Source organism: Pseudoxanthomonas sp. 134C1, from assembly GCF_057773065.1.
Map to the genome: position 1 here is coordinate 639307 of NZ_JBYMTH010000001.1, position 18439 is coordinate 657745.

Sequence of the window (18439 nt, forward strand, 5' to 3'; positions counted from 1 at the left end):
CGCACATTCTGTGCCGCGGGCGACCGGGTGTCACCCGCACTACGTTACTTGCGGGCGCCGCGCTCGCGGGCGACCAGCCAATCGGTGATGCGCAGCACGTCGTCGTAGCTGGTGCCGCCGGTGACGCGGTACTTGCCGTTGACGATCAACGTCGGCGTGCCGCGCACACCGCTGGCGATGGCGAACTCGCGCGCCTTCTCCAGGCGGGCATCCACTTCGGGACCACGCAACAGGGTGTTGAAGCGCGCGCGGTCCACGCCATGACCGGCATAGAACGTGACCAGTTCATCCACGGACGGATTGTGCAGCGGCAGCGCGCCATCCTTGTGCAGGGCATCGAACACGGCCGCGTGGGTCTTGCCCAGCACGCCGCTCAGTTCGGCCGCGTAGTACGCGCGGGCGTAGGGAATCCAGGAGGAGGACAGCGCCGCCGGCACCTGCACCAGCTGCACGGCCGGGCCCTGCCTGCGCTTCCAGGCCTGCAGGCTGGGTTCGAAGTGGGCGCAGTGGACGCAGGCATAGGAAAACACTTCCGCCACTTCGACCTTGCCCTTGACCGGCGCGAAGGGCTTGCCGTCCGGGATGACCTCGTAGTCCACGCCTTCCTTCGGCGCGGGCGCGTCGGCGGCCAGCGCGAGCATCGGCAGCAGCGAGAACAGCACCGTCAACATCAGGCGCAGGGTCAGGCGGGTCTTCATGTGTTTCCTCCGCAGGCGCTGGAAAAAGAAACGCCGGCCATGGTGGGGCCGGCGCAATGAACAGGAGCTGTGAGTCAGGACCGCGACGAGGCGGCGAAGTTCACGACTTCTTGGCAGTCGCTGTCTTCGCGGCGGCTTCGTCGTCGGCACGGTCGTGCAGACCCTGCAGATAGCTGCCCAGCGCCTGGATTTCCTGCTCGGTCAGCGGGTGGACGACCTGCGCCATGATGTTGAAGTGGCTCGGATCCTTCTCGGTGGTCGTGCCGGCCTGGTATTCCTGCAGGCGGCGCACCACGTAGGCCTGTTGCTGGCCGCCGATGTGCGGATAGGCCGGGCCCGGGTTGCCGGCGCCGGAGGGGCCGTGGCAGGCCATGCACGCCGGGACGCCGCGGCTGGCGTCGCCGGTGCGGTACAGCTTCTGGCCGATCTCGTAGAACTTCATGTCCTTGTACGCGCCGTCGGCGACGACGGTGTCGTCGGCCAGGCCGGCACCGGCCTTCTGGGTCGCGAAGTAGGCGCCGACATCGCGCATGTCCTGCGCGCTCAGCATCTGGGCGAACGGCACCATCACCGCGGACATGCCGCTGGTGCGCTGGCCATTGGCGAACAGCGAGAGCTGGCGCGAGACATAGCGCTCGCTCTGGCCGGCGATGCGGGGGTACTGCGGGTCGGCCGGATTGCCGTCGGCGCCATGGCAGGCGGCGCAGGCCGCGGCCTTGGTCTGGCCAGCCTTGGCATCGCCCCAGGTGGTCTTGGTCAGGTCGATATCCAGCGAAGCGGTCTGCACCGGCGCATTGTCCGGCACCGGAACGACGGTGGTCTGTGCATAGGCAACCGCTCCGACGGCCGCAATGGCCAGTCCTGCAAGTCCCCAAACGCGAGCGTGGCGCATGCTAAAGCTCCGAAAAACCTCAAGAAGCGGTGCCCCATGGCAGCCGCGAAACCCCGGAATTATCCCTGCGGGGGGGCTCCGCGGTCAATTCGGCCCCGCCAGCGGCGCGAACCCTGCCGCCTTCGGCGCCCGCCCATGCCATCCTAGTGGCATGTCGAACCTGCTCAATTCCGCCCGATACCTGCTCTCGGCGCACAATTTCCGCCAGCTGCCGGAGGACGCCGGTCGCGAAGTGGCCTTCGCCGGCCGCTCCAATGCCGGCAAGTCCAGCGCGCTGAACGCGCTGACCCGCCACAACGCGCTGGCCCGGGTTTCCAAGACCCCGGGCCGGACCCAGCAACTGGTCTTTTTCGAAGTCCAGCCGGGCCGCCATCTGGTGGATCTGCCGGGCTACGGTTACGCCAAGGTTCCGCAGGAACTGCAGGCCCACTGGCAGGCCTTCATCCAGGATTACTTCCACCGCCGCGAGGCGCTCAAGGGACTGGTGGTGGTGATGGACATCCGCCATCCGCTCAAGGACTACGACCGGCAGATGCTGGGCTACGCGGTCCAGCGCGGGCTGCCGGCGCACGCGCTGCTGACCAAGGCCGACAAACTCGGCCGCGGCCAGCAGTCGCAGACCCTGCAGGCGGTGAAGAAGGAGCTGTTCTCCGCCTTCGGCGACAGCGTCGGCGTGCAGGTGTTCTCGTCCGAGTCCAAGCAGGGCGTCGACGAGGCGCGCCAGGTGGTCATGGACTGGCTGGAACTGGGCTAGCGACAGCCCCCGGCGGAAGCGACCCCACCGGGGTCGGGCCGCCTCCGCTCACTGTTCGCCGGGCAGCGGCGAGAACTCCGCCGGCACCCACGCGAACGCGTCATCGTCGCGGCGGACATGGCCCAGGCCCGGGAACGGCAGATGGGCGCCCGCCAGCCACCAGCCGCCATCGGCGGTGCGGGCCATGAGCGCGCGGCGGCTGGCGATCGCCTGGCCGCGATCCAGATCCGCCTCGAAGGACGCATCCGGGCGGGCGAACTGCACCGCGTGGTAGTGGACGATGTCGCCCCACACCAGCAGGTGCTGGCCGGCACCCGCGTCGAACAGGAACGAGGTATGGCCCGGTGTGTGGCCGGGCGAATCCAGGCCGCTCACGCCCTCGGGCAGGCGCTCGCCGCGGGCGAACATTCGCAGGCGTCCAGCCGCCCGGTACGGGGCCACCGCGTCGCGCGCCATCTTGAACAGCGGGCGGAACATCGCCCGGGTGTCGGCGCGGGTTTCGGTCTCCGGATCCAGCCAGTAGTCGGCATCGGCGCGCGCCAGCCAGATGGTCGCCTTCGGAAATGCTTCGTGACCCCGCGCATCGAGCAGGCCGCACAGATGATCCGGATGCGCGTGGGTGATCAGCACCTGATCGACCTGTTCCGGCGCATACCCGGCGCTGAGCAGGTTTTCCAGCACATGGCCCAGGCCCGGACCGAAACAGCGCGCGGTGCCGGCGTCCACGAGGGTCAGCACGTCGCCGCGCTGGACCAGATAGGCGTTGACCGCGGTCTGCAGCCCCTGCGGGGTTTCGGGCACGTGGCGCGATGTCAGCAGCGCCTGCTTGCCGGCGTCGTCGATGCCGGACAACTCGGCGCGCGCCAGCGGCACGACGCCATCGAACAGTGCGGTGACGCGCAGTTCGCCGATCGCCTGGCGGTAGACGCCCGGCACCTGGCGGGTGGGCGCGGTCTGCGCGGCGGCGGGCAGGGCGACGACCGCCAGCAGCAGTGAGGCCGGGACGCGAATACGGAGAGGAGGGGAGGGCATGGAAGTGGTGGGAACAGGCGGCGTCGCCGCGGAGTCGTCATCGTAGGCAGGCATCGCCGGGCGCAACGCTCAATCCGCGGCGTCAAACGCTCACGTCGTCCCGCGTTTCAGGCGTTGCCGATATAGGCCGGATCCAGGCCATAACGTTCGTTGAAGCGGCGCGTGAAGCTGGCGACGGAGCGGTAGCCGACCCGCGCGGCCACCGTCTTCACCGGCCAGTGGGTGGTGTAGAGCAGATCCATCGCGCAGGCCAGGCGTGCGGCCGCGATCACATCGCGCAACCCGGTGCCTTCGGTGGCCAGCCGGCGGCGCAGGGTGGCGCCGCTCACGCCCAGCGCGGCCTCGACGTGCTGCGACTGCCACTCGCGCGCGGGTTCGGCGCGGACCAGATCGCGGATTTGCATCGCCAGGCTGGGCGGCGGTGGCACCAGCATCGCGGTATGGCCACGGCGGCACAGCGCCACCGTCAGCGCGGCCAGCGCCAGCCGCGCCTCGGTGTAGTGGCCGGCCTGCAGCGAAGCCAGCCAGCGCTGGAGATCGAAGGCGAATTCGGCGCTGTCCAGGCGGGCGAGGTCCTGGCCGTGCCCGGTGATCGGGTCCGACCAGAGCAATCGCGCGGCGGCGAGGACTTCCTCGCACAGCGGAATGGTCACGGTCAGATAGAGGCCGCTGCCGGGATCGGGGATGTTGACCACATCCATGCGGCAGCGGCGCGCGATCAGGAACAGATCGCCCGGCGCGAACTCCAGCGTCTGCGCATGCGTGCGCACCTGCTTGCGCCCGCGCAGCACGATCGCGATGCAGGGATGATCGATGTCCACCGCGTGCGCGCCGTGTTCGTGGCGCGCGGTGATGCAGGCATAGCCTTCGGCGCGCGTGCAATCGACCAGCGAACCCAGGCGGGCGATCAGCAGCGAACGGGGATCCTGCGGTGCGTTCATCGGATTGCGGATGATTCAGATCGCGACGTTGAACAGTCTGCCCACGAGCGCCGCGGCCGCCATCGCCGCCGCGCCCCAGAAGCCGACGCGCCATGCGCCGCGCAGCACGGGAGCGCCGCCGATCCATGCGGCGAGACCACCGGAAACCAGCAGGCCGACCAGGGTGATCGCGGTGGTCACGACGGCGATCCGGCCGGTCGGCGCCAGCACCGACGCCGCGATGGGCAGCGCCGCGCCGACGGTGAAGGCGGCGGCCGACGCCAACGCCGCCTGCAAGGGGCGTGCGCGCAGTTCCTCGGTGATGCCGAGCTCATCGCGCGCATGCGCGGCGAGCGCGTCATGGGCGGTGAGCTGTTCGGCGACCTGGCGGGCGAGGGCGGGTTCGAGTCCGCGCTGCACGTAGATCTGGGCGAGCTCGGCGAGTTCGAGACCAGGCTCGGCATGCAGCTCGCGTTTCTCGATCGCCAGATCGGCGGTTTCGGTGTCCGCCTGTGATTGGACTGACACATACTCGCCCGCGGCCATCGACATCGCACCGGCGACCACGCCGGCGACACCGGTCATCAGGATGGTTTCGGAACTCGCGCCGCTGGCGGCCACGCCGACCACGATGCCGGCCACCGAGACGATGCCGTCGTTGGCGCCCAGCACCGCCGCGCGCAGCCAGCCGACCCGGTTGGTGCGGTGGAGTTCGGGATGGCGGCTGACGGGAAGCGGACGATGGCGCGGCATGGCGGCAGGGTAGCGTCCGCGCCACGCAGGGTCGAGTCCGGGGCGGCCAGCACAGGCGCGGAACACTGCGATGTGGGCGGTGGCGATGATGCCTGGACGGGCGGCACGCTATATTGCCGCCCTTGTGGCGCCTGCGCCGCAGCCCCACATCGTCGTTCCCTGCCGTGCGAGCCCCGCCCTTGTCCAGCCCCAGCCACGTCGCCGATACGCTCGTCACCGATCGCACGCAGCTCGTGCAGTACGTCGCCAGTGGCGAGAAGCCGCGCGCGGACTGGCGCATCGGCACCGAACACGAGAAGTTCGGCTTCCGCCTGGACGATCTGCGTCCGCCGGAGTTCGACGGCGAGCGCGGCATCGAGGCGCTGCTGAAAGGACTTGTCCGCTTCGGCTGGGACGCGGTCGAAGAGAAGGGCCGGGTGATCGCGCTGACCCGAGACGGTGCCTCGGTCACCCTGGAGCCGGCCGGCCAGCTGGAACTCTCCGGCGCCGCGCTGGAAACCATCCACCAGACCTGCGTCGAGGTCGGCACCCACCTGAAGGAAGTCAAGGAGGTCGCCGACGAACTGCGGCTCGGTTTCCTCGGCATGGGCTTCCAGCCGAAATGGCGGCGCGACGAAATGCCGTGGATGCCCAAGGGCCGCTACAAGATCATGAAATCGTACATGCCCAAGGTCGGTTCGCTCGGCCTGGACATGATGACCCGCACCTGCACCGTCCAGGTCAATCTGGATTACGCCAGCGAAGCGGACATGGTGAAGAAGTTCCGCGTGTCGCTGGCGCTGCAGCCGATCGCGACCGCGCTGTTCGCCGATTCGCCGTTCACCGAGGGCAAGCCGAACGGTTACCAGAGCTACCGCTCGCACATCTGGACCGATACCGATCCGGATCGCACCGGCATGCTCGATTTCGTGTTCGAGGACGGCTTCGGTTACGAGCGCTACGTCGACTACCTGCTCGACGTGCCGATGTACTTCAGCTACCGCGATGGCATCTACCATGATGCCAGCGGACAGAGTTTCCGCGACTTCCTCAAAGGCGCGCTGCCGGTGTTGCCGGGCGAGCTGCCGACCCTGCGCGACTGGTCGGATCACATGACCACCGCTTTCCCCGAAGTGCGGCTGAAGAAATTCCTGGAAATGCGCGGCGCCGATGGCGGCCCGTGGAACCGGCTGTGTGCGCTGCCGGCGTTCTGGGTGGGCCTGCTGTACGACGACGCGGCGCTGGACGCGGCCTGGGATCTGGTCAAGGACTTCAGCCTGGAAGAGCGCCACGCCCTGCGCGACGGCGTGCCGCGCGATGCGTTGAAGCTGCCGTTCCGCGGTGGCACGGTGCGCGACGTCGCCGCCGAGGCGCTGAAGATCGCGGTCGCCGGCCTGCGTCGCCGCGCATGCCTGAACAGCAAGGGCGTGGACGAGAGCGGCTTCCTCGATGCGCTGATCGAAATCGTCGAATCCAACGAGACGCCGGCCGAGCGCAAGCTCAAGCTGTTCGCGACCGAATGGAACGGCAGCGTCGATCCGGTGTTCCGCGAGTTCGCCTACTGAGCGTTGCCGCCAGCGCACCGAATCCACCGACGGCGTGGGCGTGGCTCAGCGACCGGCGACCCGCTCGAAGACGATGTTCTCGGCGATCGGGCCGGACAGCAGAAAGCCGGTCACGCGTCCGGAGCCGTCGCGCTCGAACGCGATCCTCTGCAGGAACCACGCCGAGCTGCGGAACAGATCCCGCTGGTAGGGTTGCAGCGTGGCCGTCGGCCAGCGCGGGTGGCTGATGCGCAGCCGGCCGTCCTCGACGGTCAGCAAGTAGTCCGTGTCCAGTTCGTCGCTGTGGTAGCGGCCGATGAATTCGTCGGCATGCACGCCGGCGGGATCGAAAGCGGCCAGCTTCACCCGTGGCGCATCGATCCGGCCGTATTGGCCGATGACGAAATGCAACCGAGCCGGCGGACCCTTTCCGTGCCCCGGAAACTCCAGCACCTGGTTGAACTTCCCGCTCAACAGGAAACGATTCGACGCAAGCGCGGGCAGTTCCTCCGGCTTGGCGTCGTCGAGCGTGGAGACGAGCAGGCGGCGGCCATCAGTGCCGATGCGGAAGAAGTAGCCCGGGAACAGTTCGTAATCGCCGGCGTAGGCGGCCAACTGGCGGCGGTTCGGCCGGCCGTTGTCCGGAACCGGCGCGCGATAGCCGGGACGATGCGACAGGTAGCGTTCGGCGATGCCGTAGGCGATTTCCGAGGCGTCGACATCGTTGGCGTTGGCCACCACCGCCACGCTGAAACGTTCGCCGGGCACGCGCAGCAGGAAAGCGCGGTAGCCCGCGTCGCGGCCGCCGTGGCTCCAGGTATCCAGCCCACGCCAGGCGTGGCGCTCCTGGCCGAGCGCATAGAAATTGATCGTGCCGTCGGTCAGCCGGCCCTGCTCCTGCATGCGCGCGAACAGGGCGGCGTTGCCGACGACGTGGGTCTCGAAGTTAAGCGCCCAGCGGCTGAGGTCGGCGGCGGTGGTGAGCAGGCCGGTCGAACCGGTGGTGGCGCTGCTCAGCACGGCGCGCACGTAGCCATTGCCGGAGGATTGCCAGGATGGCACCCGATGGGGCACGAAACTTTCGACCTCATCCGCGAAGCGGGTGTCGCGCATGCCGAGCGGCCGGAAGATGCGCTCGTCGCAGAATTCGCGCAGCGATTGCCCTGACACCCGTCGCACGACTTCGCCGAGCAGCGCGTAGTCGGTGTTGTTGTATTGGTAAGCGGCGCCCGGCGCGAAGTTGCCGCCGCGCTGGCGCAGCACCATCCGCAGGACCTGCCCGTCGGTGATCAGATCCTCGCCGCGCCAGCCGGCGGCGGGCATCAGGGTGCCGAAGTCGCGCACGCCGGCGGTGTGGTTCAGCAGTTGCCGCAGCGTCATCGGCGCCCAGCGGGCGGCTTCGGGCAGGTAGCGGGAAAGCGGGTCGTCGATGGACAGTTTGCCGTCCTGTTCCAGCAGCAGGATCGCGAAGGCGGCGAACTGCTTGGACACCGAGGCGATGTGGAACACCGACGCCGGGGTGATCCGCGTGTTCTGCTCCAGGTCGGCGGCGCCGGCTTCCTCATGCTGCACGACCTTCCCGTCCAGGGTGATCGAGACCGCCGCGCCCGGCATGCCGGGACGATCCCAGGGGGCCAGCAGTGCCCGCACGGCGGCGGCGGTTTCTGCCGCCGGAGGCGCGGACTGCGTCCGCGCGCCGGGCCAGGCCAGGGTCAGCGAGGCCAGCACCGGGAGGAGGAAAAGACGTCGCATCGCGTGCTCCTTGGATGAGGGGGAGCCGCAGGATGCGGGCGCTCGGGCCCGCCATCGACCGACTTCGCGAAGTCGGTCGGGTATTCGTCCGCTAGGAAAGCGCCGAGTTCGTGGCGCCGTGCGCGTCGTCGTCCCGACGGCGGTAGGCGCTCGGCGTGGTGCCCTGGTGGCGGTGGAAGGCGGTATTGAACGAGGATTTGGTGTTGAACCCGGAGCGGTGGGCGATCTCCAGCACGGTCAGATCGCCCAGCGCCGGATCCCGCAGCAGCGCGGCGGCCTTGCGCACCCGGTAGCGGTTCACGAAGTCGAAGAAATGCATGCCCAGCGCCTGATTGAGGAGCTGGGACAGTTCGCGCTGGCCCCATCCCAGGCGCCGGGAGAGGCTGCGGATGGTCAGGGACGGATCCAGGAACGGTTCCTGCTCGGCCATGAAGGCGTTGAGCCGGGCCAGCGCCGCCGGGTCGCGGACGAGCGCCACGTCATCGGCCGGGTCGGGTTCTGTCGCTTCGGTGGCCGCCGCCGGGGTGGCGTCCGGGGGAGCGACGAGGTTCGACGGCGGGATGTCGGACTCGGTGACCACGCCGAGGAACAGATGCTGGCGGGTCAGCGCGGCCAGGGTGAGCGCCGCGGTGATGAGCGCGGCGATCGCGGCCACCAGTGGGTCCAGGCTGCGGTAGAGATCCGGGTGGCCGCTCCACCACGCCAGCGATTTCAGCAGCACGAAGGTGCTCGCGAACAGCGAGACCGACAGCAGCGTGACCAGCCAGCCGAAGGTCGCGCCATCGGGGTTGGAACAGTGATCGCGATAGGCCCGCCGGTATTCCAGCAACACCCGCGCCATCAGCGCCATGTAGCCGTAGTACTGGAGATGGAGCAGCCCGCTTTCGATGCGCCGGAATGCCACGAAGGTCGCGTCACCGGCCGCGAGTTGCGCGGCCAGCGCCGCCAGGGTGGTGATCACGCCCGCCAGCAGGTGTCCGCGGGTGCGACGCACGGGAAAGCACAGGGCGACGACGTAGGCATGCAGCAGCGGCATCTGCAGGAATGCCAGCGATGTCCGCCAGGGGAGGCCCGACCGCAGTGGGGCGGACAGCAGCGGAGACGCCCAGCCGATCACGTCCACCGCCGTCAGCAGCAGGAACCCGGCCAGATACCGGTTGGCCCGGGCCAGCGGGCCGGGTGTGAACCAGAGGAACATCGCCAGCAGGGCGCACAGGCTGGTGGTCAGCAGGCCAAGCGCGGGGAGGAAAGCTGGCGACACCATCGTCTGAAGGGCGAACGATCCGGAAACAGGCGGATAGACAAACACGGGAACACCGCCGATGGAAGCGGCGATGGTCACGCAGGGCCGTCGATGCGACACACGGACGCATTGATGTCGTCACTCCCGCCAGCGCAGCGCTTCGGCGTCGGCTTCGGCGGAGCGGTAGGCCGCCGAGTCCGCGCCCCCTGCGAGGAAGGCGCGCAGCAGGCGGGTGGCATGCCCCTGCCGGTTCATCGCCTCGAAGACATGGTTGTCGTCGGCGATGAACAGCCGACCATGGGGATAGCACGCGGACAAGGCGATCAACGCGCGGTAGTCCGCCGTATGGTCGTGCCGGCCGGCGAGCACCATCACTTCGGCATCGACCCGGTGAAGCCGTTCCAGATCGAACGTGGGCGGAGTGATGAGGCCCTGTTCCCGCAGGGCGAGCAGCGGACGCACCTGATCGCGGAAGGTTTCCTCACCTGGATGGATGCCGTCATCGTGCGGCCGCGCGACGACGGCATCCCCGAACTCGTACAGCCGGACGGTGATGGCCACGCCCTGCGGCGATGCCAGCATCCGGTCGACCGCATCCACCTGATAGGCCTTGCCCGCGGCCTCGAGGGTGGCCGCATCACCGGCGGCCATCGCGCGGATCAGCCGGGCGCGTTCCTCGTCACGTCGCGACAGCGGCACGAAGAAATTCTGGCGCTGCAGGATCCGCATCCACCGCGCCCGCTCGCCGGGTGCCCGTGCCAGCGCCTGCCGGAGCAACGCCTGCAGATCCGGATCGTCGTCGCCGATCTCTTCCCAGAAATGATCCGTCCGCAGTCCCAACCCGGCGACGATGACGGGATTGAGGGGCGCCTGGGTCCACGCGCGGCGCACCTTGTCGCCGTGGACCGCCAGATACTGATGCACCAGGAAGGCGCCACCGGAGCGCCCGTACAGCGACACCCGTCCCCGTTCGCCCAACAGGTGGCGACGCACCGCTTCGACGTCCTCCACCCACTGTGCGCTGTTGAGGACGCGCCAGGCCGCGCGCCAGTCGGTTCGTCCATCGATTCCCTGCGTGGCGCGGATGACGACGGGATCCGAACCGCGTCCGGGGATGCCGACCACATTGAATCCGTCGCCGAACAGCGATGCCTGCAATTCCGGCGTCGCTCCGGCATGGACGTAGAACTGCTGCGCATCGGCGATCACGAACACGGTGGGCTTGGCGGCGTCGAACGGAGCACCCAGCTCGTAGCGGATGGCCGCCACACGGCCATCCGGCGCCTGATGATCCAGCGGCACCACCACGCTGCCGCCGAGCTGCGTGGGTGGATCACCGGCACGTGAAACGCCGGATGCGCCCGCGCACAACCCGGCGAGGATGAGCAGCATGCGGGGAAGCGCGCGCCGTACGACCGGCAGGCAGGAGTTGCGGGGATGCATGGGATCAGCCGTTCGCCCGTCGCGGAAAGTCCAGCGCCGCATTCGCCGCCGCGAGTGGCGGGTTGCCGCGCCTTCTGATCATCAGGATGCGATCGCGGCGAAGATCGTCGCGCGCCGGATCGGCGCGATCCGTGAACATGCGCAAGGACCCGGGTCCCGGCTCAAGACCCGGGTTTGTTCGTGGATGCATTGGCGGCGCCATTGATGCGCCAAACACCACGATGCGTGCGGTAGGCTTGCCGGCATGTCGCTCCTGGGTCTGCTGATGCGGTGTCTGCTGTGCGTTGCGCTGGTGCTGAATGGCGCCGGCGCGGCGGCGGCGTCCGTGCGGATGCTGGACATGGGATCCGCGCCGGGCGCCGCGGCGGATGCCGGGCGCGATACGCACGGGATCGATTGCGCCGGCCATGCGGTCGCAACGGAGCAGGCGACTTCAGCTTCCGGGCACGACACCGCGCCGGATCCCGATTGCTGCAAGTCCGCCAGTTGCACCTGCGCCTGCGTCCACGGCTGTGCGACGGCCGTTTCCATGCCGGCGCACACGCCGGTGATCATCGTCCACACGCACGTCCCGCCGGCGCCGCCCGCGGGTCATCCCGCACCGGCTCTGCCGCACCTGATCCGTCCTCCCATCGGTTGATCCCTCGGACGCATGCGACCGCCGGGCGCGCCCGGCGGCGCGCGCGGTTTCCCGCCGTCGATGGCGGAGGGAAAACCCGTGGATACGGAGTGATGCCGCGCGCTGGACGCGCCCACCCCCGTCTCTGTCGCCATGCGTTCGGCCTGGCCGTCCGGACCGCCGGACGTGCGCGCATTCCAACCCTTCCCGTTTCCGGCGGGCGCTACCGCAGCGCCGCCGGTACGCATCCCGAATAGAGGAAAACAGCCATGAAAAGGCACAACAGGATCCTGCTCTTTCTCGCCGCCATGCTCGGTGTCGTCGCCCTGGCCGGCGCCACCGCGGTGTACTCCGGCGCCTACAACGTCGCCGCGGACGTCCCGCATACCCGCCCGGTCTACGCGATGCTGGAAACCGTCCGCAAGCGTTCTGTCGCCAGCCGTGCCGACGATCTCCAACCGCCCGCGGAACTGTCCGATCCGGAACGGATCCGCCAGGGTGCGGGCAACTACGATGCGATGTGCACCGGCTGCCATCTCTCGCCCGGTACCGGACCGACCGAACTGAGTCGCGGGCTGTATCCCGCGCCGCCGGATCTGACCCGCGCCGCGCCGCCGCCCGCCGAGGCGTTCTGGGTGATCAAGCACGGCATCAAGGCCAGCGGCATGCCGGCCTGGGGCGCCAGCATGGATGACGAGTACATCTGGAACATGGCGGCGTTCCTGCAGGAATTGCCGAAACTGGACAAGGCGCAGTACCGGGCGCTGGTGGCCAGCAGCGGCGGCCATTCGCATGGCGGCGGGGAAACCGGCGGCCACGGCCACGCGGGTGACGAAGGCCATCACGACGATGCCGCGGGCGGGCACGGGGAGTCGGATGGACATGGCGACGGACAGCAGGCACCCCGCCCGGACGCGGATGGCGGCGGAACGTCCCACGTACACGCCGATGGCAAGACACATGTGCACGAAGCGCCCAAAGCGGAGGCATCTCCGCAGACCGGGGGCGGGAAGACCGACGCGGGCACGGCGGGCGACGGTCACGACCACCAGCACTGAGCGCGATGCCACGCGACCACGAGGGGGAAGACGAGGGCGGCGCGCGGCAGGAGGCCGCGCCCGACCACGCATCCGTGAATTCCGGAACATGTACCGGATCGCCCGCTCCCGACCGTCACAGCGACAGGCATCCCGCATCGACAGCCGGAGAAAACCCGACGGTGGCCCAATTCCTCGACGACTGGTTCATAGAACAGGTCCTGCCGCTGGAAGGTTTGATCCAGGCGTTCCTGCGGCGGCACTGGCCTGACCAGGGCGAGGTCCAGGACCTGCGGCAGGAGGCCTACGCACGCATCTACGAAGCGGCGCGGCGTGGGCTGCCCGCGCAGGTGAAGCCTTTTGTCATGACCACGGTGCGCAACCTGATGATCGACCGGATCCGCCGATCGCGCATCGTATCGATCGAGGCGATGGCGGACGTCGAGTCGGCGACCGCGCGGACCGACGACATCACGCCGGAGCGCCACCTCAGCGCGCGCGATGAACTTCGCCGTCTGCAACAAGGGCTGGCGAGACTACCGGCACGCTGCCGGCAGGTGGTGGAGCTGCGCAAGATCCACGGTCTTTCGCAGCGTGAGGTCGCCGCGCGCATGGGCATCGGCGAGGACGCGGTCGAACGGCAGACATTGTTGGGAATGCGGGCGCTCGCCGACTTCATGCTCGGTGGCACGGGCCGGGTACGGCGGCCGGGAAAAAGAATGGACAGGGAAGCGGGCAAGCCATGAAGCCACATGAAATCGTCGAGCAGGAAGCGGCGCGCTGGATATCGCGCGCGGATGCACCGGAATGGAGCGCGGGTGACGAGCGCGCGCTGCAGGCATGGCTGGCGCATGACGCGCTGCACCGGGTGACCTGGCTGCGGCTGAAATCCGTCTGGCGCAGGGCGGATCGACTGGCGGCCCTGCAACCGCGCGTTTCCCCGCGCGCCATGCCGCGACCCCTGAGCCGGACCTGGGCGATGGCCGCGGGAGTCGCGGCCATCGCCCTGCTGGCGGGTCTGTCCTGGCTGGATTCCGATACGGGCTACAGCACCGGGGTGGGGGGCCGCGAATCGGTGGCGCTGGCCGATGGTTCGCGCCTGGAACTCAACACCATGACGCGGGTGCGGACGCAGATCGAGTCCGATCGGCGGGAAGTATGGCTGCTGCGTGGCGAAGCCTACTTCGACGTCAAACCGGATCCGGATCACCCGTTCGTGATCCACGCGGGTGACCATCGCGTGGTGGTACTCGGCACCCGGTTCTCCGTGCGGCGGGAACAGGGACGCTTCGAGGTCGCGGTGCAGGAAGGACGGGTACGGGTCGAGCCGATCGATGCCTCACCGGGAAAACCACCGGTGATCGTGCATGGCGGCGACATCCTGTATGGCAAGCCGGTCGGCACGGTGGTGGCCAACAACGCCGCCGATCGCGTGCGACGCGCACTGAGCTGGCGCCACGGAACGCTTGAATTCGATCAGTCAACCTTGCAGGACGCGGCGGAACAGTTCAATCGCTACAACCGCAAGCAACTGGTGCTGATGGACGCGGACACCGCGCGGATGCGCATCGGAGGAAGCTTCGACGCCAACGGCGTGGAAGCGTTCTCGCGCCTGCTCGAACAGGGGTTCAATCTGAAAGTGGAAGCGCGCGGCGACGAAATCCGGGTATCGCAACCGCGCTAGCGAGTCCGATTCCCATGCGGACGACATCCGCATACCGGAACCGCTCCGCCGGGTCGTCCCAGTACGCACAGCCACTTTGTGCTGCAACCGGGGAAATGGGGATGGTGCGTACCAAACGGGTGAGGACGGTGCTTTCGGTGGTCTGCGGATTGGCGCTGGCGGCTTCCGCCGCGGCCCAGACGCGAACCTTCGACATCGCGGAAGGCGAACTGAAGACCGCGCTGGAAACCTACGCCGCGCAATCAGGTGTGCGATTGGTCTATCTGAGCGAGGATGTGCGCGGGCTGAGAACGGCCGGCGCGCGTGGAGAAATGTCGCAGGACTCGGCGCTGTCGCGCCTGCTGGCCGGCACCGGGCTGGTGGTCCGGCGTGATCGCACCGGCGCGCTGGCGATCGTGCGCGACCGGACACCGGAGGACGCGCCGCCGCCGCCCGTCGCCATGCCGGTCAATCACGGGGCTTCGGCGTCGCCGCCTCCTGCGGCGCAGTCCGGTCAGGATGGCGCGGGTGTCGCCGCGACGCCGGAAACCGCGGCCACCACCTTCGACACGGTGCAGGTGACCGGCAGCCACATCAAGCGCGCGCAGATGTCGGGACTGGGACCGACCACCGTCATCGACGCCGAAACGATCCAGAGTTCGGGTGCCGTCTCGGTGGAGACCCTGCTCCAGCGCCTGCCCGCATCGGCCGGCGCGGCCGGCTCCCAGTCCAACAATTTCTGGACCGGAAACGGCAATGGCGCCACCCAGATCAACCTGCGCGGACTGGGCGTCAACCGCACCCTGGTGCTGTTGAACGGACGCCGGATGGTCAACGGCGGCACCGGCGCCAACAACTCGGTGGATCTGAACGTCGTCCCGCTGGCGCTGATCGAACGCATCGAGATTCTCAAGGACGGTGCGTCGGCCATCTACGGCGCCGACGCGGTCGCGGGCGTGGTCAACATCATCACCCGCAAGGATGTGGAGGGCGTGGAGTTCTCCAGCCGCTACGGACAGACCTTCCGCGGCGACGGAGACATCACTTCGGTCAACCTGGCCTGGGGCACGCAGGGCGAACGCGGCGCGATGGCGGGTGCCATCACCTACGCCGAGAGCGGCACCATCCCGATGGTGTCGCGGGCGCCGTGCCCGCTGGGCGTGGTCGGCGGACGCCTGGAATGCGTCGGCAACTCTTCCACCATCGGTGGCCGCGCGCGCCTGGCGGATGGACGCATCGTCAACTTCAACCAGGATCCCGACGGCGATCCACGTTCCTACGAAACCTACTCGCCGGCAAAGCACAACTACAACTACAACCACACCCTCAACGCGGTCAGCCCGATCAAGCGGATCGGCCTGAGCGCCTTCGGCCATTACGATCTGACCGACGACACGCGCCTTTTCACCGAGCTGATGTCGACCAACCGGCGCTCGCACCAGCGTGCCTCGCCCAACACGCTGGGGGTGTATCGGACCATCCGCATCGGCGCGGGACATCCCACCAATCCGACCGGTCAGAACCTGACCCTGGAACGGCGGCGGCTGGAAGAGGCCGGTGCCCGCATCACCGCGCAGGAGATCGATACGTTCCGCGCGGTGATCGGCCTGGACGGTCGCTGGGGCGACAACTGGGACTGGTCGGTGGCGGTGAACTGGGGGCGCAACACCGGCACCGACACCTCCACCAACATCGCCAATCTGGATCGGGTCGAGAACACGCTCAACACCAACCTGTGCAGCAACGCGCCTGGCGCCGCCATCCCGTGCGGCAACTACCTGGGCTACGGCAATCTGTCACCGGCGGTCCTGGACTACATCCTGTTCACCCAGCGCGGTTCCGGCGGCAACAGCCAGCAGAGCGTCAGCGGCACGGTGTCCGGAACACTGTTCGAGCTCCCGGCCGGCAGCGTGGCGTTCGCCTCGGGCGTGGAGTGGCGTCGGGAAAAGGGCTGGCTGTATCCGGACCCGCTGGTGGTCAACGGCAGCGCCAACATCGTCCGCCAGGACCCCATCGAGGGCGACTACACCGCCAAGGAAGCGTTCGTCGAACTGGCGGTTCCGCTCCTGCAGGATGTTCCGCTGGTCGACTACCTGACCTTCAATCTCGCCGGCCGCTACTCCCGCTACGACCTGTTCGGCAGCGACACCAACTACAAGCTCGGGTTGGATTGGCAGCTCGCCGAATCGCTGAAAATCCGCCTGAACTACGCCACCGCCTTTCGCATCCCGAGCATTCCGGAATTGTTCGGCGGCATCGGCCAAGGCAGCCTGACCACGCTGGATCCGTGCAGCAACTGGAGTGCGTTGCCCGCCGATTCGGTGGTCCGCGCCAATTGCCAGCGTGCCGGCGTGCCGGCGAACTTCCAGCAATTGGGCAACACCGTCCTCACCACCACCGGCGGCAATCCCGCGCTGGAACCCGAGGATGCGCGCACCTTCACCGCCGGATTCGTGTGGACGCCCGGCTTCGTGCCCGGACTGACCCTGACCGCGGACTACTTCCGCATCCGCATCGAGAACGCGATCCGCAGCATCGAAGGCTCGGTGAAGCTGCGCGCCTGCTACAACACGCCGAATCTGTCGCATCCGTTCTGTTCGGCCACCCACTTCACCCGCAACGCGGCCACCGGCGAGATCGACTACCTGTCCTCGCAGCAGGTCAACGCGGCCAGCGAGCAGGCCGAAGGCATCGACCTTGGCGCGCTGTACCAGTTCGACTGGGCGGGTTGGGCCAGTACGGTCAGCCTGGATGCGTCATACCTGGAACGCTACGACGTCGCTCCGTTTCCCGGCGCGGCGACCATCGAGTACGCCGGGAGGATCACCAGTGGCCTGGGCAGCTACACCCAGTGGCGCGGGCTGGCGTCCTGGCGGATGGCGCGAGAGCGATGGTCGGGTGTGTACAGCGTGCAGTACATCGGGGCGGCCGACGACATCGTGGCCAGGCCCGGCACGCCGGGATCACGGGCACCAGCGGTGCTGTATCACAACCTGCAGCTGGGCTACGGCGTGAAGGAGCGTTGGGACATCTCCGCCGGGGTGGAGAACCTGTTCGATCGCAAGGCGCCCTTCATCCAGAACAACCCCAACGCGAACACCGACACGATGACCTACGACCTGCTCGGCCGGCGCTGGAACGTGCGCGTGAGCTATCGCTGGTAATCCCCTTCTTTCAGGACTGAACACCATGATCAAGCACGTAGTCCGGGCATGCCTGGGACTGGCCATCCTCGGCGCGGCCCCCGTCCATTCCCACGACCTGTTCGTCGCCTTTCCCCATTCTCCGGTGAAGCCCGGTGACGCGGTCGCCGCGCACGTCAACAATGGAACCTTCGAGGAAAGCGCCGGCCCGGTGACGCCCTCGCGGTTGCGTGACGTCACTTTCCTGCAGGCGGGCCAACGCATCCATCCGGATGCGGCGCAGTGGAGGACCGAAGGCAAGCAGAGCCGGTTGAGCCTGAAATCCGCGGCGGCGGGTACCGCCATGCTCGGTGTCTCGACCCAGCCGACGGTGAGCGAACGCAGCGCCAGTGAGTTCGCCACCTATCTGAAACTGGAGGATCTGCCCGATACGCTGGCGGGCTACGACCCGGCCCGCTATCCGAAGGGGGTGCGCTACGCCTACGCCAAGCACGCCCGCGCAATCCTGCAGAGCGGCGAAGCGCAGACCGGCCACTACGCGGACAGCCTGGACTACCCGCTTGAAATCCGGCTGTCGCGGCATCCGGCCACGGTCGCGCCAGGTGAACGCCTCGGTTTTGAGGTCCTGTACCGGGGCAAGCCGGTTTCCGGACTGCGGGTCCATGTCGGGCGTGGCGCCGCCGTCGCGGGGGGACCGACGCCACCGGCGCAGTTGCTGCGCACGGATGCGCGGGGCCGCGGCGAATTCGAGGTGACGGATCCGGCGGTCTGGTACATCCATGCCAACCGCATGGAACCCACCGACGAGGAAGGACTGGATTTCATTTCCGATCGCGCTTCGCTGACCTTCCACATCGGCGCCCGCTGACGAGAACGCGGTTTCCGTCGTCAGTCAGACGGTCTGTTTTTCCCCTTTTTTTCATCTCTCTGTTGGAATGCCGCGGAAGTCGACTTCCGCGGCATTTTT

17 protein-coding genes are annotated in these 18439 nt (G+C 68.3%); 8 read left to right on the plus strand and 9 right to left on the minus strand.

What is annotated here, in order from left to right; all coding sequences use genetic code 11:
- Positions 1 to 44: 44 nt before the first annotated feature.
- Entirely contained in the window at positions 45 to 698 is a 654-nt protein-coding gene (locus tag AC3DEZ_RS02800; RefSeq protein ID WP_488386843.1) for a thiol:disulfide interchange protein DsbA/DsbL, read from the minus strand.
- A 100-nt stretch (positions 699 to 798) separates the two neighbouring features.
- Positions 799 to 1590 (minus strand): c-type cytochrome, encoded by a 792-nt coding sequence (locus tag AC3DEZ_RS02805; protein ID WP_447104288.1) that lies wholly within the window; start codon positions 1588 to 1590, stop codon positions 799 to 801.
- A gap of 151 nt (positions 1591 to 1741) precedes the next feature.
- Here AC3DEZ_RS02805 and yihA point away from each other — a divergent pair, with 151 nt between their 5' ends.
- Positions 1742 to 2344 (plus strand): ribosome biogenesis GTP-binding protein YihA/YsxC, encoded by a 603-nt coding sequence (yihA, locus tag AC3DEZ_RS02810; RefSeq protein WP_447104289.1) that lies wholly within the window; start codon positions 1742 to 1744, stop codon positions 2342 to 2344.
- 48 nt (positions 2345 to 2392) lie between these two features.
- Here the strand turns inward: yihA and AC3DEZ_RS02815 are convergent, their stop codons facing one another.
- The 3 genes from AC3DEZ_RS02815 to AC3DEZ_RS02825 all read right to left on the minus strand — a co-directional run bounded on the left by AC3DEZ_RS02815 (position 2393) and on the right by AC3DEZ_RS02825 (position 5049).
- Positions 2393 to 3376 (minus strand): MBL fold metallo-hydrolase, encoded by a 984-nt coding sequence (locus AC3DEZ_RS02815; protein WP_488386844.1) that lies wholly within the window; start codon positions 3374 to 3376, stop codon positions 2393 to 2395.
- Between the two features lie 107 nt (positions 3377 to 3483).
- Entirely contained in the window at positions 3484 to 4317 is an 834-nt protein-coding gene (locus AC3DEZ_RS02820; protein ID WP_488386845.1) for a helix-turn-helix transcriptional regulator, read from the minus strand.
- A gap of 15 nt (positions 4318 to 4332) precedes the next feature.
- Entirely contained in the window at positions 4333 to 5049 is a 717-nt protein-coding gene (locus tag AC3DEZ_RS02825) for a VIT1/CCC1 transporter family protein (RefSeq protein ID WP_488386846.1), read from the minus strand.
- A gap of 179 nt (positions 5050 to 5228) precedes the next feature.
- Here AC3DEZ_RS02825 and AC3DEZ_RS02830 point away from each other — a divergent pair, with 179 nt between their 5' ends.
- On the plus strand, positions 5229 to 6593 hold the full coding sequence (locus AC3DEZ_RS02830) for a glutamate--cysteine ligase (protein ID WP_488386847.1): 1365 nt from the start codon (positions 5229 to 5231) through the stop codon (positions 6591 to 6593).
- 45 nt (positions 6594 to 6638) lie between these two features.
- Here AC3DEZ_RS02830 and AC3DEZ_RS02835 read toward each other — a convergent pair whose 3' ends face one another.
- The 4 genes from AC3DEZ_RS02835 to AC3DEZ_RS02850 all read right to left on the minus strand — a co-directional run bounded on the left by AC3DEZ_RS02835 (position 6639) and on the right by AC3DEZ_RS02850 (position 11419).
- Complete coding sequence (locus AC3DEZ_RS02835) at positions 6639 to 8324, minus strand: serine hydrolase domain-containing protein (RefSeq protein WP_488386848.1); 1686 nt, start codon at positions 8322 to 8324, stop codon at positions 6639 to 6641.
- A 91-nt stretch (positions 8325 to 8415) separates the two neighbouring features.
- Positions 8416 to 9666, minus strand: a complete 1251-nt coding sequence (locus AC3DEZ_RS02840; protein WP_488386849.1) for a helix-turn-helix domain-containing protein — start codon at positions 9664 to 9666, stop codon at positions 8416 to 8418.
- A gap of 39 nt (positions 9667 to 9705) precedes the next feature.
- Complete coding sequence (locus AC3DEZ_RS02845; RefSeq protein WP_488386850.1) at positions 9706 to 11010, minus strand: alpha/beta hydrolase family protein; 1305 nt, start codon at positions 11008 to 11010, stop codon at positions 9706 to 9708.
- Between the two features lie 4 nt (positions 11011 to 11014).
- Positions 11015 to 11419 carry a hypothetical protein gene (locus AC3DEZ_RS02850; protein WP_488387050.1) on the minus strand — a complete coding sequence of 135 codons (405 nt, stop codon included), beginning with the start codon at positions 11417 to 11419 and terminating at the stop codon, positions 11015 to 11017.
- Between AC3DEZ_RS02850 and AC3DEZ_RS02855 the strand changes: the two genes are divergently transcribed.
- From AC3DEZ_RS02855 to AC3DEZ_RS02880, 6 genes are all read left to right on the plus strand, one after another.
- Positions 11303 to 11650, plus strand: a complete 348-nt coding sequence (locus tag AC3DEZ_RS02855; protein ID WP_488387044.1) for a CopL family metal-binding regulatory protein — start codon at positions 11303 to 11305, stop codon at positions 11648 to 11650. The two genes, AC3DEZ_RS02850 and AC3DEZ_RS02855, sit on opposite strands and share 117 nt — an antisense overlap.
- A gap of 248 nt (positions 11651 to 11898) precedes the next feature.
- Complete coding sequence (locus AC3DEZ_RS02860; RefSeq protein WP_488386851.1) at positions 11899 to 12687, plus strand: c-type cytochrome; 789 nt, start codon at positions 11899 to 11901, stop codon at positions 12685 to 12687.
- 161 nt (positions 12688 to 12848) lie between these two features.
- Positions 12849 to 13412 (plus strand): RNA polymerase sigma factor, encoded by a 564-nt coding sequence (locus AC3DEZ_RS02865; protein WP_488386852.1) that lies wholly within the window; start codon positions 12849 to 12851, stop codon positions 13410 to 13412.
- Complete coding sequence (locus AC3DEZ_RS02870) at positions 13409 to 14350, plus strand: FecR family protein (RefSeq protein WP_488386853.1); 942 nt, start codon at positions 13409 to 13411, stop codon at positions 14348 to 14350. Before AC3DEZ_RS02865 ends, AC3DEZ_RS02870 begins: the two co-directional genes overlap by 4 nt.
- A 101-nt stretch (positions 14351 to 14451) precedes the next feature.
- The gene (locus tag AC3DEZ_RS02875; RefSeq protein WP_488386854.1) at positions 14452 to 17493 is read left to right on the plus strand and encodes a TonB-dependent receptor; all 3042 of its coding nucleotides are present in this window, start codon (positions 14452 to 14454) and stop codon (positions 17491 to 17493) included.
- 25 nt (positions 17494 to 17518) lie between these two features.
- Positions 17519 to 18340 (plus strand): DUF4198 domain-containing protein, encoded by an 822-nt coding sequence (locus tag AC3DEZ_RS02880; RefSeq protein WP_488386855.1) that lies wholly within the window; start codon positions 17519 to 17521, stop codon positions 18338 to 18340.
- Positions 18341 to 18439: the final 99 nt, after the last annotated feature.

Excerpts from the sequence above, each read along its gene's own strand:
- AC3DEZ_RS02875 (WP_488386854.1), top strand. The coding sequence starts at position 14,452 with ATGGTGCGTACCAAACGGGTGAGGACGGTGCTTTCGGTGGTCTGCGGA.
- AC3DEZ_RS02850 (WP_488387050.1), bottom strand. The coding sequence starts at position 11,419 with ATGGCCGGCGCAATCGATCCCGTGCGTATCGCGCCCGGCATCCGCCGC.
- yihA (WP_447104289.1), top strand. The coding sequence starts at position 1,742 with ATGTCGAACCTGCTCAATTCCGCCCGATACCTGCTCTCGGCGCACAAT.
- AC3DEZ_RS02825 (WP_488386846.1), bottom strand. The coding sequence starts at position 5,049 with ATGCCGCGCCATCGTCCGCTTCCCGTCAGCCGCCATCCCGAACTCCAC.
- AC3DEZ_RS02880 (WP_488386855.1), top strand. The coding sequence starts at position 17,519 with ATGATCAAGCACGTAGTCCGGGCATGCCTGGGACTGGCCATCCTCGGC.
- AC3DEZ_RS02800 (WP_488386843.1), bottom strand. The coding sequence starts at position 698 with ATGAAGACCCGCCTGACCCTGCGCCTGATGTTGACGGTGCTGTTCTCG.
- AC3DEZ_RS02860 (WP_488386851.1), top strand. The coding sequence starts at position 11,899 with ATGAAAAGGCACAACAGGATCCTGCTCTTTCTCGCCGCCATGCTCGGT.
- AC3DEZ_RS02820 (WP_488386845.1), bottom strand. The coding sequence starts at position 4,317 with ATGAACGCACCGCAGGATCCCCGTTCGCTGCTGATCGCCCGCCTGGGT.
- AC3DEZ_RS02845 (WP_488386850.1), bottom strand. The coding sequence starts at position 11,010 with ATGCATCCCCGCAACTCCTGCCTGCCGGTCGTACGGCGCGCGCTTCCC.
- AC3DEZ_RS02870 (WP_488386853.1), top strand. The coding sequence starts at position 13,409 with ATGAAGCCACATGAAATCGTCGAGCAGGAAGCGGCGCGCTGGATATCG.
- AC3DEZ_RS02815 (WP_488386844.1), bottom strand. The coding sequence starts at position 3,376 with ATGCCCTCCCCTCCTCTCCGTATTCGCGTCCCGGCCTCACTGCTGCTG.
- AC3DEZ_RS02835 (WP_488386848.1), bottom strand. The coding sequence starts at position 8,324 with ATGCGACGTCTTTTCCTCCTCCCGGTGCTGGCCTCGCTGACCCTGGCC.
- AC3DEZ_RS02805 (WP_447104288.1), bottom strand. The coding sequence starts at position 1,590 with ATGCGCCACGCTCGCGTTTGGGGACTTGCAGGACTGGCCATTGCGGCC.